A 15,254-nucleotide genomic window follows, 5' to 3' on the forward strand; every position below is an offset into this window, starting at 1 on the left:
TCCCGTCACGAAAACGACCAGAGTGGTGCCATGGGCGGCCTGTTTATAGAAGAGCTGACCCTGTCGCATTTTCGCTCCCACAGGGCCGCGCGTCTCGAATTGGACGGGCGGCCTGTTGCTATTTTCGGCCCCAATGGCGCGGGGAAAACTAACATTCTCGAAGCCGTTTCCATGCTCTCGCCTGGTCGCGGTTTGCGGCGTGCAGGGCCTGACGAGATCGCACGAAAGCCCGAAGCCTTGGGATGGCGGGTGGCGGCGGAGCTGCGGTCTCTCGGCCAGACCCACGAAATCGAAACCCGCGCTGAAGTTGGCCAATCCCGCAGTGTGAAGATCGACGGCAAAGCCGCTGCACAGGTGGCATTGGGGCGAATAGCGCGGATCGTGTGGCTCATTCCCGCCATGGACCGTCTTTGGATCGAAGGCGCGGAAGGGCGCCGGCGGTTTCTGGATCGGATGGTTATGAGTTTCGAGCCGCGCCATGCCGAAGCGGTTCTGGCCTATGAGAAGGCGATGCGGGAGCGCAACCGCCTGCTGAAAGACATGGTGCGTGACGCGCATTGGTACGGGGCCTTAGAGGCGCAAATGGCCCGCGAGGGGGCGGCGATCATGCGTATGAGGCTGGACGCGCTCGACCGATTGGCAGCCGCCCAAGAGGGGGCGAAAACGTCGTTCCCTATCGCAACGCTGTCGTTGCGTGCCTCGGATGACGGACCTTTGCCCGATACGGAAGAGGAACTTCTCACCGCCTTTGAGAGTAATCGGCAACGCGACCTTCACGCGGGCCGCACTTTGATCGGGCCGCACCGTGCTGATCTCGATGGGACGTATGCCGCCAAGGGTGTCTCCGCCGCGCAATGCTCGACGGGGGAGCAAAAGGCTCTCCTGATCTCCTTGATCCTCGCCAACGGACGCGCTCTGTCGGAGGATTTCGGGGCCGCGCCGATTTTCCTTCTCGATGAAGTCGCGGCTCATCTTGACGCCGATCGCCGCGCTGCGCTCTATGACGAGATTACCGCGCTCGGTGCGCAGGCGTTCATGACGGGCACAGGGCCAGAATTGTTCGCAGAGCTAGGAAGCCGCGCGGCCCATTTCGAGGTGTCCGATATCGACGGAGCCTCGGTCGTGAAAGAGATCGAATGACCATCGGACCTTCCGAGCTTTTGCTCTACGCTTTCGCCCTGCTGGTGCTTTTCCTTACGCCCGGACCCGTCTGGGTCGCCATGCTTGCGCGTGCTCTGTCGGGCGGATTTTCCTCGGCGGCGCCGCTGGCATTGGGTGTGGTCGTCGGAGATATCCTCTGGCCGCTTCTGGCGATCCTCGGTGTGACGTGGATCGTGTCCGAATTCGCAGCATTCCTGACGGTCATGCGCTGGATCGCTGTCGTGATGTTCCTTTTCATGGGGGTGATGTTACTCCGCCATGCCGACCGTGCCATTGCCACGGATAGTCGCCTGACGCGTCCTGGTGTCTGGGCGGGGTTTGTTGCGGGATTGGTTGTCATCATGGGCAACCCGAAGGCTATTTTGTTCTACATGGGCCTTTTGCCAGGGTTCTTTGACCTTGGCGCACTCACCCGTCCCGACATCGTGGCGATCTGTCTTATCTCCGCCATTGTGCCGCTCATCGGGAACCTTGTGTTGGCGGCGTCGGTGGGGCGGGTGCGCGCATTGATATCAACACCGAAGGGGCTGAAGCGTCTGAATATGACGGCGGGCTTCCTGTTGGTTATCGTGGCCTTCGTGATCCCGTTCACTTGATCGACGAGACGCACCAAATATTGTGTCTGTTGCGTGACAAACCTACAACCATCGCGTATAAATCTGGCAGGGAAATACAAGGATTTTCGAATGTCCGACGACGCGCAGAACAACTCCGAATACGGCGCTGATTCTATTAAGGTCCTCAAGGGCTTGGAGGCTGTCCGTAAACGTCCTGGTATGTATATCGGTGACACAGACGACGGCTCTGGCCTGCACCATATGGTCTATGAGGTCGTGGACAACGGGATTGACGAGGCGCTTGCTGGTCATGCCGACTATGTGAATGTCAAAATCCACGCCGATAGCTCGGTGTCCGTGCGCGACAACGGGCGCGGTATGCCTGTTGATATGCACAAGGAAGAGGGTGTCTCGGCGGCCGAGGTCATCATGACCCAGCTTCACGCGGGCGGGAAATTCGACAGCAACTCCTACAAGGTGTCTGGCGGTCTGCACGGTGTGGGTGTGTCCGTGGTTAACGCCCTGTCTGAATGGCTGGAGGTCAAGGTCTGGCGCAATGGCAAAATCCACCGTGCGCGCTTTGAGCGTGGCGAAACCACCGAGAGCCTCGAGGTGATCGGGGATGCAGGCGATGAGACGGGCACCGAGGTGCGTTTTCTCGCTTCCGCCAAGACGAACGACCCTGAAGGTGGCACTTTCTCCAATCTCGACTACCAGTTCGAGATCCTTGAGAAGCGACTGCGCGAATTGGCGTTCCTGAATTCAGGTGTGCGGATTATCCTTGAGGATGACCGCCCCGCAGAACCGCTGAAGACCGAGCTTTTCTACGAAGGCGGGGTCAAGGAATTCGTTAAGTATCTGGACCGCTCCAAGCAGTCGATGATGCCCGAACCGATCTTTGTCACGGGCGAGCGTGACGATATCGGCGTCGAGGTCGCGATGTGGTGGAATGACAGCTACCACGAGAACGTCCTGCCCTTCACGAACAACATTCCCCAGCGGGATGGGGGCACGCACTTGGCGGGTTTCCGCGGTGCATTGACCCGAACGCTGACGCGCTATGCGACCGAGAGTGGCATTGCGAAAAAGGAAAAGATCACATTCACGGGCGATGACGCGCGCGAGGGGCTGACCTGCGTGCTTTCTGTCAAAGTGCCCGACCCGAAGTTCTCGTCGCAGACGAAAGACAAACTGGTGTCCTCCGAGGTGCGGCCCGCTGTCGAGAACCTTGTGGGTGAAAAGCTCACCGAGTGGTTCGACGAAAACCCTAACGAAGCGAAGATGATCGTCTCGAAGATTGTCGAAGCGGCGATGGCCCGCGAAGCCGCACGAAAAGCGCGTGAGCTGACCCGACGCAAATCGGCGCTCGATGTGAACTTTCTGGCCGGCAAGCTGAAGGACTGTTCCGAGAAAGATCCAAGCCAAACCGAAGTCTTCCTCGTCGAGGGTGACTCCGCAGGCGGGTCGGCGCAGACGGGACGGGATCGTCGGACACAAGCGATCCTGCCTTTGCGCGGAAAAATCCTCAACGTGGAACGTGCGCGTTTTGATCGGATGTTGGGAAGCCAAGAGATCGGCAACCTTGTCATGGCGCTCGGCACGGGCATCGGGCGCGACGAGTTCAATCTCGACAAACTGCGCTACCACAAGATCGTCATTATGACCGATGCTGACGTTGACGGTGCGCACATCCGAACGCTGCTCCTGACGTTCTTCTTCCGCCAGATGCCTGAGTTGGTCGAAAACGGCCACCTCTTCATCGCCCAGCCGCCTCTCTTTAAGGTCGCGCGTGGTAAGTCGGAGGTCTACCTCAAGGATCAGGCCGCGTTGGAAGACTACCTGATCCATCAAGGCACCGACGGTGCAGTGTTGCGTTTGAAGTCGGGCGAAGAGATTGCAGGCGCCGATCTGGCGCGTGTGGTCGAGGGCGCTCGGAGCTTCAAGCGTATTCTCGATGCCTTCCCGACCCACTATCCGCGCCATATCGTCGAGCAGGCCGCACTTGCGGGTGCGTTTGAAGCGGGGCGCGTGGATGCCGATTTGGCGGGGGTCGCGGACGCCGTGGCGAAGCGGCTTGATATGATTGCCGTGGAATACGAGCGTGGTTGGACTGGACGCCCCACGCAGGATGCGGGTATCCGCCTCACGCGGGTTTTGCGCGGTGTCGAAGAAGTACGCACCTTGGACGGCTCTATCCTGCGCGGCGGCGAAGCGCGTCGGATCAGCAAGGAAGTCGAAGCGACCAACGGGATCTACAAAGAGCCATCGCATCTGGTGCGCAAAGAGCGCGGAACGATTATTCATGGCCCCGTCGATCTTCTCAACGCGATCCTTGAAGAAGGCGAAAAGGGTTTGTCTCTCCAGCGCTACAAGGGGCTGGGCGAGATGAACTCGGACCAATTGTGGGAAACCACCCTTGATCCAGAAGCGCGGACCCTGTTGCAGGTGAAGATCGAAGATTTTGCCGAGGCCGATGACATCTTCACCAAGTTGATGGGCGATGTCGTTGAGCCGCGCCGCGAGTTCATTCAGGACAATGCGCTGAACGTCGAAAACCTCGACGCATAAAGGCGCGTTGCTGTTTTGAAACTATGGACCGAACGGGCGTAAGACTGCCTGTTCGGTACGCGCTATCCTGGCGTACGATGTCCCTGATTTCAGAAAACCCTATCGCCTACCTCGGTGGCATCCCTCGAGAGGGGTGTCGTGGCTTTCTTGTGATGAAATTGGTCGGAGCGAGAGGATTCGAACCTCCGGCCCCTGCCTCCCGAAGACAGTGCTCTACCAGGCTGAGCTACGCTCCGACCGTGCGGGCGGAATATAGCGGGACTGCGGGTTTTGCAAGACCAAAAGCACCGCTCCCAGCCGCGTCAACGGGCGCAATCCCTTGAAGACTATTGCGTTGTTTTCGAGCGTCGCAGAAATGGAGAAATCCGAAACGACGCCGCTGACGAGGCGCGAGAGCGTGTCCGTAGAACAGGCGTATTGTTCGATGTGCCACCGCTGGCTTCGCGGAAGACGATGTAAAGTCCAGACAGGATAATGATACCCGCCCCGACAATAGTTGGCATATCAAGCGTTTCGCCAAAGATGACGTAACCGAACAAGGTTGCCCAGATGATCTGCGAATATTGCATCGGCGCAACGATAGCCGCCTCAGACGCCTTGTAAGCACTGATGAGAAGCAAGCCACCAATGAAGCCAAACAACGACAGTGTAGCAATGCCGCCGAGATCCTTGAGCGGCAGGGGCTCGTAGCTAAACGTCATCAGCGTCCCCATGATCACGAAATTCGCCGCCATCGGATAGAGCATGAATACGACCGTCCTTTCCTCACGCCCGACCTTGCGCACGATGATGGACGCGAACGCGCCAAAGAACGCACAAGAAAGCGCGGCGAGGTGCCCGAGCGTTAGGTCCGCCGTACCTGGCCGCAAGACGATGATCACGCCAATCAGACCAACAACTACCGCCGCCCACCGATGGAAGCCGACACGCTCACCGAGTACGGGGATCGACAGCACAGTGATGATCAGCGGTGAGGCGAAGAGGATCGCATAAACCTGTGCCAACGGCAGGGTCGAAAAGGCATAAAAGGCACCCATTGCATTGATCGTCGCACAGGTGGTTCGGATCAGCGTCCACCACGGATGCACGGGCCGCAAATTGCCTGGCGTCTTGTCCCGCATCAGCATGAAGGTGATGAGCGGAAAGGAAAACAGCGTCGAGAAGAAGATCATCTGGAACGGCGAAAACGAGGCACCGAGCAGCTTGATGACAACGTCATGCGACGCGAAGACCGCGAAGGCGATCAGGGCATAAAATGCGCCAGTAAGGTTCATGGTCGGAACTTTCCGTCATATTGCGTCCCCACCAAACACGCGACAAAGCGCCGCTGCAAGGGGGAATTCTCGCGCGTGTACTGTGCTCGTTTGAATGATGCCAATGGGCTGAACCGAGAGGGCGCAATCGGTCAAAAGAAAAGGGCGCCCCGAACGAGACGCCCTTCGCGATATTAAGGACCGTTTGTGGTCAGAGGGATGCGTCGAGAGCCCCAACGATTTTGTCGCCCATTTCGGACGTCGATACGGGCGTAGCGCCCTCATCGCCAAGCAGGTCAGCCGTACGGACACCATCGGCCAAGACTGTTTCGATTGCTTTCTCAAGGCGCGTAGCCTCATCACCCTCATCAAAGGAATAGCGAAGTGCCATCGCGAAGGAGAGGATACAGGCGATCGGGTTTGCCTTGCCTTGTCCTGCGATGTCGGGCGCGGAGCCGTGCACCGGCTCATACATGGCTTTAGGACGCCCGTTTTCCATCGGTGCACCGAGGGACGCGGAAGGCAACATGCCGAGCGAACCAGTGAGCATGGCAGCGCAATCGGAGAGGATATCGCCAAAGAGGTTGTCAGTTACGATCACGTCGAACTGCTTCGGCGCACGCACCAGCTGCATCGCGCCGTTGTCGGCATACATATGCGAAAGCTCGACCTCGGGGTAATCGGTGGCCACTTCGGTCACGACATCACGCCAGAGGATACCCGATTCCATCACATTGGCTTTTTCCATGGAGCAGAGCTTCTTGTTCCGCTTCATCGCCAGTTCAAAGGCGGCAACCGCTGCGCGACGGATTTCCGACTCGGTATAGCGCTGCGTGTTGATACCGACACGCTCGTTGCCTTCGGTGATGACACCACGAGGTTCACCGAAATAGATGCCCGATGTCAGTTCACGCACGATCATGATGTCGAGGCCTGCAACCACGTCCTTCTTGAGCGAGGAGAAGTCAGCCAGCGCATCGAAACACTGGGCAGGACGCAGGTTGGCGAAAAGGTCCATTTCCTTGCGCAGGCGAAGAAGGCCGCGTTCGGGCTTCACCGAGAAGTCGAGGTTGTCATACTTCGGTCCACCAACAGCACCGAGCAGAACCGCGTCCACTTCTTGCGCCTTGGCCATTGTTTCGTCCGACAGGGGGGAGCCGTGCTTGTCATAGGCCGCGCCGCCAACGAGGTCTTGGGATACGTCGAATTTCAGACCGCGTTTGTCGCCGAACCAGTCGATAATTTTGACGACCTCGGCCATGACTTCGGGGCCAATACCATCGCCGGGCAGGATAAGAATGGAAGGGTTGCTCATGTCGCGTCAGATCCTTGTTTAACAAGCGTTGGCATCGCCTACCGAAGCAGGCCGCCAACGTCAAGGAAACGGCACTAAATCGACCCAAACCACGGCATGATGAAAGGGGCCGTCTTCTGGTCCATCAACCCATTCCAACCCAGTGTCCAAGACGTCCAAGTCGCGCGAAGGAAGGACGTAGTCCACCCGAAGGTTGCCTGGATCGGGGTCTCTCCAATCCGCTGTATCGAGTGTCGGATCTCCCTTTTGATCCCCGTTTGGTGCGGGGCCAAAGGTGGAGCGAGGTAGCGGGTCTTGGAGGAGCGGGTGCGCGAGAAGCGCGCGAACCTCGCCATGGATACCTTCCCCGTCAACGGGATCAATGTTGGTGCTTCCCATCACGACGAAGGTTCCCTCGGGCGCCTCGCCAATCCGACCGTTCAGGATATGGCGTATCAGGGCCACCTCATCTGCGCCGCGCCGTCCGTTGCGATCTTCGTCACCATCGAACACGGGCGTCGTTGCGTGGAATGCAAGAACTGTCAGGGGTATTCCGCCAATCTCCACGGGCACCATCCAGTGTCCCCGTGATGAAACAGTTAACAGCTCCGCTTCTGCGGGGCTGAAATAGGTGTAAGGTAGACGAGTATCTGGCACATCGCGCCACTTCAGATCTGTGAGTGTGACAATTGCCTCATGAGCGATCGGATGGCGGGATAGAAGCGCCATGCCTCCCTCGCCCCGAAATCGCCCGAAGGCCAGCGCGTCTTCTGCTTCACCCAACCTCCCGTCGCGATCAATATCGAAACCCGATGGGGCGCCTGTGTTGCCCATTTCGGTGAAGGTGAAATCATAGCCTGCGTCGAGAAAGTGCGCGAGCGCGTCGACGGTGTATCCGTCATAATCCGTGTCGACGCCCGAGAGCAAAATCACGTCGGCATCGAGCTGTCGTATCGCATCGCGCGCGACCAAAAGGTCTGGATCGGTGCCTTTTCGGATGTCGTGGAGCAAGAGGCCTGGCCCGCGCCGCTCCAACTCCACCGACCAGAACGCCACGCGCACTGCGTCTTGCGCTGCGAGCGCAGACGTAGAGGTGAGCGTGAGAAGGAGAGCGGCAATCAGGCGGGCTGATGGTCGATATCGGTATCCGCGTAGGTGCGGCGACGCTTGTTCGAAATCATGTCTGCCACACGCCCCATAGCGATCCCGCGCATGAAAAGCGAAGAGGGCAGAAAGGCCCATGCGGCAACGGTCCAGATAAGCGATTGGTAGTTCTCCACAGTGAAACGGCCGAAGATGTTCGTTGCCGAATGTAGCACTGCGGGGATCACGAAGGGCAATAGGAAACCAAGAACAATGTTGATCCGCGCATCACGGGTAAGCCGCGCCACAACATCGCCGCCCGCAGTGGGATCAAAAGTTGGCAAGTTAACCCAAACATTGAACAGCCCGTTTTTAGACGGCCAGTTCCCGACGCGCAGGGCAACATAGAAATAGCACAGCGACAGCAGGGAGATCAGATAGCTCATCCCTGCCGCGACCCGCATCAACGCGATCATTTCGGGCGGCGTGCCATAGGGGAGAGCAAGGACGATCAGGCGCACGGGGGAGTAGGGGAAATCCATGACGTAGCCAATCAAACCGCCAATGGATGTCACGAGTTCGCTGACCACGGTTGGTTCGTTAATCCCGCGACAGATCACCGTCAGCAAGAGAATGGAGATAAACAGGGAACCGAAACGGATGCGATTGAAGGGCGGTGCATCGCGAAATTCCACAAGACCAGGATAGGCGGAGACATATTCAAAGAAGGTGAGGGCGGCCGCGAACATGGCAACGAGGGCGATCACCTGACCACCATCGCCCGATACAGTCGGCAAAAGCACCGACGGCATCACGATCAACGCAACGACCAAAATCGCGCGTATAGCTGCTCCCAGAACTCGATAGAGCACTGCCCATTTCCCTTCAAACTGGTCGAACACGATACCTTGCCGCGTTCTTTTCCCATTTTGATATCGCCAATTATGGCGAATTGCCTCAATCTTGCCCAATTTCTGCCTTCTTTCGCCATGCCCATCAAGGATTGGTTAAGGTTAACAGCGGAAATCGGGCAGTTTCGTGGATAAAGCGGTGCGATTTTGCATCATTGTTGCTGCACCCTATGCGTCAGCGATCAATCTGCCACAAGATGTTGAGTTTTCGGCGCAATTCAGGCGGTCATGCAAAATTAGTCGGATGATGTTCTAAAATTTGACTCAGCGCATAGAAGATCGCCTCAAAACGACTTTGATCGAGGATAGGAGGACTGACGCATGAACGGAGCAGATACTATGCATCTCATTTCCATCGAGGAGGCGGTTGAGATGATCCCTGACGGGGCGTCCGTGATGCTCTCTGGCTTCATGGGGGTTGGGACGCCAGACACTCTCGTGCACGCCCTCGCCGAGGCAGGAAAAAAAGAACTCACGCTGATCTCAAACGACACTGCTCGCGACACCACTGGTCCTGGTCCTCTCTTCGCCGCTCATTGCGTGAAGAAGCTCATTTGTAGTCACATGGGCCTCAACACCATCGTGCAGGAACAATTCGCCAGCGGAGAGCTGGAGGTTGAACTAACCCCGCAAGGCACCTTCGTCGAGCGCGTGCGCGCCGCGGGAGTTGGTCTGGGCGGCATCCTGACCCCTACTGGCGTCGGTACGCAGGTTGAGGAAGGGAAGGAGATCATCAACGTCGACGGGCGCGACTACCTATTGGAAAAAGCGCTTCATGCCGATTTCGCCCTGATTGCAGCGCGAAGCTGCGACTACGTGGGCAACCTGTCCTACATGATGACGGCCACCAACTTTAACCCGATCATGGCGATGGCAGGGAAGATTACGATTTGTGAAACCGAAGAGATCGTGCCCGTGGGCGTGATCCCTCCAGACGCGGTGAAAACACCTGGTGTTCTCGTCGATCATGTCATCAAGAAATCGGTTTAAGGAGGCAACGCAATGGACCCCAAAGAACTCATCGCCCGCCGCGTTGCGAAAGAAATCCAGCCGCGAACACTGGTGAACCTCGGGATCGGCATTCCGACTTTGGTTAACGAATACCTTGATGAAAGCCTCGGCGTGTTCTTTCAGGCCGAGAACGGTGCCGTTGGCATGGGGCACCGCCCGCCCGAAGGCATGACTGACCGCCACCTGACAGATGCGGGGGGAAAGTTCACGTCCTTTGTCCCCGGAGCATCGGTGATCGACAGTGCCTTCTCGTTCGGTCTCATTCGCGGCGGCCACCTTGATCTGACCGTTCTGGGCGCATTGCAAGTTGATGAGGCGGGCCATCTCGCGAACTGGATCATTCCTGGCCAGTACACCCCTGGCATGGGCGGTGCGATGGACCTCGTGACGGGTGCGAAGAAAGTGATCATCGCCATGCAGCACACAGCCAAGGGTGAGCCGAAAATCGTGCCTGAATGTACCTTGCCGCTTACCTCTCAACGCCGCGTGGATCTGATCGTTACCGAACTGGCCGTGATCAAACCTGAGGACGATGGTTTGCATCTTATTGAACACGCGCCAGATGCCTCGATTGATAGCATTCTCGCAGTTACGACGGCCAAATTGATCTACGAGGGCGACGTTCCAGAAATGAAACTGTCCTAACTCATTCTGATCTGAAGGTGGGGCTAATCAGGACGTGAAATGGCGCGTGATTCTTAGCCTCGCTCCCGTCCGATTGATGCGCGAAAATCTGCCCCTTCTCCATCTCCGTTGCTATTCGAATGGAACCGGCAATGGATCGCGCATTTCGCAGGCGAAAACTGGCTTAGACAGTGTTTCTCGAAAACCGCGCTGCGAATTTTCGCCGAAATTCAGAGCAATTTTCCGCGCATCATCGGCGAGGGATCGCCACTAATTTAGATCCATTTATTATTGTAAATCAGTAGGTTGATGTGACTCCTTCCGTGAGCAATGTCTTGAGGCGACGGGGCTGACCCGTTTGATCGAAACCGTGCCGACACTCATGTTGGCGCACTTCACTGGAGGAAAATATGAAAACTTTTGCCCTTACCCTCACCGCAGCAACTCTCGCGTCTGCTCCGCTGTTTGCACAGGTCATGGTCGAGGATATGGACGCATCGGGTGGCTATTCCCAAGAGGAGCTGATGGCCGCGTATCCGAGTGTGACGGAAGAGGCCTTCATCGCCATTGATGCGGATGCAAGTGGTGAGGTGAGCGAAGAGGAACTCGCCGCCGCGCAGGAGGCTGGGCTACTCCCGATGTCCGAATAACATCGATCCTAACTACAGGAAACGGCGGCCCGAAAGGGTCGCCGTTTTCTTTTGCTTTGTCATAGACGGTGGTTGCGCAGGAAAATCCCGAAGCCGATCAAGCCAGCGCCGTCTACCAAAAGCTCGACGCCAAAGAGGATGCCCATAAGCGACAGGGAAATGGCGGCAAAGTTTCCAAGGATATAACCACCCAAAAGCACTGTCACGGCACCAGAGAAAAGCAGCGCCCAAAACAATCGGCTTTCCCGCATCCGCCAGGCCATAAGAAGGCGGATCAGGCCAGACGCGAGCAAAAAGCCCGTGACCAGCATGGTAAGCGACACGGTGCCCTCCTGAGGATTTACAATGAAGCTCACGCCGATCAACAGGCTGATCAGTCCCCAAAGCAGTGTGAAGACCCGATTGACATGCAACACGCCAGAGAAACCAGCCCAAAGCTGTGCTACGCCACCAATGGCGAAAAGCGTCCCCAGTACGACCGTGATCGCAAGCGAGGTCACAACCGCATTGCCTAGCGCCAGCAGGCCAAAGAGAAACATCAGGGTTCCAACGCCGACCCAAGCTTTCCAATTCGTCATGACACTCTCCTGTCTGTTGTCTCTCTAGATATATGCATGTCTCGACAAAAGAAAACGGCGACCAATGGCCGCCGCTTCCTGATTTCTGAATTTTGACGGGTGATTAGACCCAAGGACGCTCTTGCTGCATCCTCGCTTCGTAGGCGTCGATGGAGGGCGCTTTTTCCATAGTCAGGCCGATGTCGTCGAGACCTTCGAGCAGGCAGTGCTTTTTGAACGCATCCACCTCGAAGGGGAACTCCTGCCCGTCAGACGTGGTGACGACCTGATTTTCCAGATCCACGGTCATGCGGGCGTTGGAGCCTTTTTCGGCATCCTCCATCAACACATCCACAACCTCTTGCGGCATCACGATCGGCAGGATGCCGTTCTTGAAGCAGTTGTTGTAGAAAATGTCGGCGAAGGACGTGGAAATCACGCATTTGATGCCAAAGTCGGCAATCGCCCAAGGCGCGTGTTCCCGCGAGGAGCCACAACCGAAGTTGTCACCAGCCACAAGGATTTCCGCGTTGCGATATTGCGGTTTGTTGAGCACGAAATCGGGGATTTCATTGCCCTGACGGTCATAACGCATCTCGTCAAAGAGATTCACACCAAGTCCCGAACGTTTGATCGTCTTGAGAAAGACCTTGGGGATGATCATGTCCGTGTCGATGTTGACGAGCGGCATGGGCGCGGCGATGCCGTGCAGTTTTTCGAATTTTTCCATCGGTCTCTTCCTTACATCATCTCACGAACATCGGTCAGGTGGCCCGTCACCGCGGCGGCGGCAGCCATCGCGGGGGAGACGAGGTGGGTGCGTCCCTTGTAGCCTTGGCGGCCCTCGAAGTTACGGTTCGAGGTGGAGGCGCAACGCTCCCCTTCGGACAGTTGGTCGGGGTTCATCGCCAGACACATGGAACAGCCTGCCAGACGCCATTCGAAACCTGCTTCTTGGAAGATATCAGCAAGCCCTTCTTCCTCGGCCTGTGCACGCACAAGGCCCGAACCAGGCACAACCATGGCCCGCATACCGTCTTTGATCTTCTTGCCTTTGAGGATCTCTGCTGCGGCACGCAGATCTTCGATCCGGCCATTGGTGCACGACCCGATAAAGACCGTGTCGATCTCGATATCTGTGAGCTTCTGTCCTGGAGTGAGGCCCATATACTCAATCGCGCGTTTCGCGGCTTCGACCTTGCCGCCCGTGAAGTCGTCAGGCGATGGCACAGCGGCGGAGATCGGCAAAACGTCCTCGGGCGAGGTGCCCCAAGTGACGACAGGCTCGATCTCTTCGCCTTTGAGCGTGACAACTTTGTCGAAGTGAGCGCCCTCATCGGTGTAAAGCGTCTTCCACCAATTCATCGCGGCTTCCCACTGTGCGCCTTTCGGAGCGTGTGGGCGGCCTTTGACGTATTCGAAGGTGGTCTCGTCGGGTGCGATGAGGCCAGCGCGCGCGCCGCCTTCGATGGCCATGTTACACACGGTCATGCGGCCTTCCATCGACAGATCACGGATCGCTTCACCACAATATTCGATGACGTAACCCGTGCCGCCAGCGGTGCCTGTTTCGCCGATCACAGCCAAGGTGATGTCTTTCGCGGTCACGCCAGGGCGAAGTTTGCCCGTGATCTCGACCTTCATGTTCTTGGACTTCTTCTGGATCAGCGTTTGCGTGGCCAGAACATGCTCGACCTCGGAGGTGCCGATGCCGTGGGCCAGCGCGCCGAACGCACCGTGTGTTGCGGTGTGGCTGTCGCCACAAACAACCGTCATGCCAGGAAGGGTCCAGCCCTGTTCTGGTCCGACGATGTGAACGATGCCCTGACGGACGTCGGACACGGGATAGTAGTGGATGCCGAAATCCTTGGCGTTCTTATCGAGCGCATCAACCTGAATACGGCTTTCCTCATTGGCGATCACGCCGGACACACGGTCCAGAGTGGTCGGCACGTTGTGGTCGGGCACGGCGATGGTTTTCTCAGGTGCGCGCACTTTACGACCTGTCATACGCAGGCCTTCGAAGGCTTGCGGCGATGTCACTTCGTGGACGAGGTGACGGTCGATGTAGAGCAGGCAGGTGCCGTCGTCTTGTTCGTGGGCGACGTGTGCGTCCCAGATTTTGTCATAAAGGGTCTTCGGGGCGGTCATTTCGCTCTCCGTTGTTCAGGATGATGTTGCTATGTCACGGGCTGCGAGGGGAATGGGTCCGCGCGCAGAAAACTGGTCCTCAAGCCCGAAGTCGGGCGAGGATGGTCATGGTCGCACCGAAGAACCGCCAAGGAAGGCGGGCGCGGTCGTCCATATCGAAAACACGTGTCATGGGCGATCACATACCCGAGCCGCGCGAGTCTCGCAAGCGCAAGCATAGGTGGTACAGGCGTGGGTTGGATCATAAGGTGCAGCATGGGCTACCTCGCGGCGAGGCACGGCTTCTGGGCGAACGGCATTCCCGCAGAGGGAAATCAACGTGCTCGACGGGTCTCTAGTGGGCACGAAGTCGCTTGATTGAGGGATAAGCACGTAATCCCTACGTGGTTTATTGAGATTTAGGTCATCCATGACTATACTAGAGTTATGCCCAGCGTCGGGGTTTGTGGCGACGCGTAGCCGAGGAGGACAATGTCCTGTCTAACGCACAGACCGCAGCTACCGCTGCACTGCAGGGCGCGCCTATGACAAATGGTGCGATCCCGACCCTGACGGGGTCCGAACTGTTGGGCGTCGTCAAAAACACACTCGATACCGAAAAAGCCGAAGACATCGTCTCGATCGACTTGCAGGGTAAGTCCGAGATCGCCGACTTTATGGTGATCTGTTCGGGGCGTTCTACCCGTCAGGTCAGCGCGTTGGCCGATAAACTGGCCGATTTGCTCAAGCGCGAACATGGCATTGCCACGCGCGTTGAGGGCAAGGATCAGGGCGATTGGGTTCTGATCGACGCTGGTGACGTTCTGGTGCACATCTTCCGCCCCGAAGTCCGTGACTTCTATCAGTTGGAAAAGATGTGGATCACGTCGCAAGAGGCGGTCACGTCCAAGAGCTGATGCGGGTTCATATTTGTGCTGTGGGCCGCCTACGTGGCGGGCCCGAAGCCGATCTCATCAAAGACTACGTCACGCGGTTTGATCGCACGGGGCGGGCCCTAGGGCTCGGCCCTTTGTCTTTGCACGAGGTTGAGGACAAGAAGGGCGGCGGCATGGCCGCGGAAGCCGTATTCCTGGAGCGCGCGATCCCGAAAGGCGCGGTCATCGTGACGATGGATGAGCGCGGAAAGCTTCTGTCTTCTCCCGATTTCTCCGCGAAAATTGCCGATTGGCGGGATACGGGCCGAGGGGATGTTGCCTTCGTTATCGGCGGGGCGGATGGGATCGACCCGTCCCTGCGCGCCAAGGCGGATTTTTCTATCTCATTGGGAAAGATGGTTTGGCCGCACATGCTGGCCCGCGCCATGCTCACTGAACAACTCTACCGCGCCGCTTCCATTCTCGCAGGCGCACCCTACCATAGGGTTTGATGCCCGAAATCGGGCGTAAGGAACAAAGCAACGGTTCACCCCGCGTCTGCATCGCGCTACAAGTGGCG

Annotated in this window: 15 protein-coding genes and 1 tRNA gene; 8 read left to right on the top strand and 8 right to left on the bottom strand. The window is 57.6% G+C overall.

Annotation, left to right across the window (positions count from 1 at the left end; all coding sequences use genetic code 11):
• The first annotated feature begins 30 nt into the window (after nucleotides 1-30).
• From recF to gyrB, 3 genes are all read left to right on the top strand, one after another.
• Nucleotides 31-1,140: a DNA replication/repair protein RecF gene (gene recF, locus ACN0SC_RS14145; protein ID WP_417250334.1), complete on the top strand. Its 1,110-nt coding sequence runs from the start codon at nucleotides 31-33 to the stop codon at nucleotides 1,138-1,140.
• On the top strand, nucleotides 1,137-1,757 hold the full coding sequence (locus ACN0SC_RS14150) for a LysE family translocator (RefSeq protein WP_417250335.1): 621 nt from the start codon (nucleotides 1,137-1,139) through the stop codon (nucleotides 1,755-1,757). The genes recF and ACN0SC_RS14150 overlap by 4 nt, the downstream gene beginning before the upstream one ends.
• Nucleotides 1,758-1,847: 90 nt before the next feature.
• Nucleotides 1,848-4,286: a DNA topoisomerase (ATP-hydrolyzing) subunit B gene (gene gyrB, locus ACN0SC_RS14155; protein WP_417250336.1), complete on the top strand. Its 2,439-nt coding sequence runs from the start codon at nucleotides 1,848-1,850 to the stop codon at nucleotides 4,284-4,286.
• Between the two features lie 159 nt (nucleotides 4,287-4,445).
• On the opposite strand, the gene ACN0SC_RS14160 is transcribed toward gyrB, so the two are convergent.
• The 5 genes from ACN0SC_RS14160 to ACN0SC_RS14180 all read right to left on the bottom strand — a co-directional run bounded on the left by ACN0SC_RS14160 (nucleotide 4,446) and on the right by ACN0SC_RS14180 (nucleotide 8,818).
• A tRNA-Pro gene (locus ACN0SC_RS14160) sits at nucleotides 4,446-4,522 on the bottom strand.
• A 90-nt stretch (nucleotides 4,523-4,612) separates the two neighbouring features.
• On the bottom strand, nucleotides 4,613-5,560 hold the full coding sequence (locus ACN0SC_RS14165; protein ID WP_417250337.1) for a DMT family transporter: 948 nt from the start codon (nucleotides 5,558-5,560) through the stop codon (nucleotides 4,613-4,615).
• A 190-nt stretch (nucleotides 5,561-5,750) separates the two neighbouring features.
• Nucleotides 5,751-6,854: a 3-isopropylmalate dehydrogenase gene (gene leuB, locus ACN0SC_RS14170; RefSeq protein ID WP_417250338.1), complete on the bottom strand. Its 1,104-nt coding sequence runs from the start codon at nucleotides 6,852-6,854 to the stop codon at nucleotides 5,751-5,753.
• A gap of 60 nt (nucleotides 6,855-6,914) precedes the next feature.
• Complete coding sequence (locus ACN0SC_RS14175; RefSeq protein WP_417250339.1) at nucleotides 6,915-7,889, bottom strand: endonuclease/exonuclease/phosphatase family protein; 975 nt, start codon at nucleotides 7,887-7,889, stop codon at nucleotides 6,915-6,917.
• A gap of 62 nt (nucleotides 7,890-7,951) precedes the next feature.
• Complete coding sequence (locus tag ACN0SC_RS14180) at nucleotides 7,952-8,818, bottom strand: hypothetical protein (RefSeq protein ID WP_417250340.1); 867 nt, start codon at nucleotides 8,816-8,818, stop codon at nucleotides 7,952-7,954.
• Between the two features lie 348 nt (nucleotides 8,819-9,166).
• Between ACN0SC_RS14180 and ACN0SC_RS14185 the strand changes: the two genes are divergently transcribed.
• The 3 genes from ACN0SC_RS14185 to ACN0SC_RS14195 all read left to right on the top strand — a co-directional run bounded on the left by ACN0SC_RS14185 (nucleotide 9,167) and on the right by ACN0SC_RS14195 (nucleotide 11,112).
• Nucleotides 9,167-9,817, top strand: a complete 651-nt coding sequence (locus tag ACN0SC_RS14185; protein ID WP_417250409.1) for a CoA transferase subunit A — start codon at nucleotides 9,167-9,169, stop codon at nucleotides 9,815-9,817.
• A gap of 12 nt (nucleotides 9,818-9,829) precedes the next feature.
• The gene (locus tag ACN0SC_RS14190) at nucleotides 9,830-10,483 is read left to right on the top strand and encodes a 3-oxoacid CoA-transferase subunit B (RefSeq protein ID WP_417250341.1); all 654 of its coding nucleotides are present in this window, start codon (nucleotides 9,830-9,832) and stop codon (nucleotides 10,481-10,483) included.
• A 389-nt stretch (nucleotides 10,484-10,872) separates the two neighbouring features.
• A complete protein-coding gene (locus ACN0SC_RS14195) occupies nucleotides 10,873-11,112 on the top strand; it encodes an EF-hand domain-containing protein (protein ID WP_417250342.1) in 240 nt (79 codons plus the stop codon).
• A 59-nt stretch (nucleotides 11,113-11,171) separates the two neighbouring features.
• Here the strand turns inward: ACN0SC_RS14195 and ACN0SC_RS14200 are convergent, their stop codons facing one another.
• From ACN0SC_RS14200 to leuC, 3 genes are all read right to left on the bottom strand, one after another.
• Nucleotides 11,172-11,690, bottom strand: a complete 519-nt coding sequence (locus ACN0SC_RS14200; protein WP_417250343.1) for an HdeD family acid-resistance protein — start codon at nucleotides 11,688-11,690, stop codon at nucleotides 11,172-11,174.
• A 103-nt stretch (nucleotides 11,691-11,793) separates the two neighbouring features.
• Nucleotides 11,794-12,399, bottom strand: coding sequence for a 3-isopropylmalate dehydratase small subunit (leuD, locus tag ACN0SC_RS14205; protein WP_417250344.1), 606 nt, complete (start codon nucleotides 12,397-12,399; stop codon nucleotides 11,794-11,796).
• A gap of 11 nt (nucleotides 12,400-12,410) precedes the next feature.
• Nucleotides 12,411-13,820, bottom strand: a complete 1,410-nt coding sequence (gene leuC / locus ACN0SC_RS14210; protein ID WP_417250345.1) for a 3-isopropylmalate dehydratase large subunit — start codon at nucleotides 13,818-13,820, stop codon at nucleotides 12,411-12,413.
• 524 nt (nucleotides 13,821-14,344) lie between these two features.
• Between leuC and rsfS the strand changes: the two genes are divergently transcribed.
• Both rsfS and rlmH read left to right on the top strand, forming a co-directional pair.
• Nucleotides 14,345-14,716 carry a ribosome silencing factor gene (gene rsfS / locus ACN0SC_RS14215; RefSeq protein ID WP_417250346.1) on the top strand — a complete coding sequence of 124 codons (372 nt, stop codon included), beginning with the start codon at nucleotides 14,345-14,347 and terminating at the stop codon, nucleotides 14,714-14,716.
• Complete coding sequence (gene rlmH, locus ACN0SC_RS14220; RefSeq protein WP_417250347.1) at nucleotides 14,716-15,186, top strand: 23S rRNA (pseudouridine(1915)-N(3))-methyltransferase RlmH; 471 nt, start codon at nucleotides 14,716-14,718, stop codon at nucleotides 15,184-15,186. The genes rsfS and rlmH overlap by 1 nt, the downstream gene beginning before the upstream one ends.
• The last annotated feature ends 68 nt before the right edge of the window (nucleotides 15,187-15,254 follow it).

The sequence above is a fragment of the Celeribacter sp. genome (assembly GCF_048261515.1).
In the GTDB taxonomy this organism is placed as follows: domain Bacteria; phylum Pseudomonadota; class Alphaproteobacteria; order Rhodobacterales; family Rhodobacteraceae; genus Celeribacter.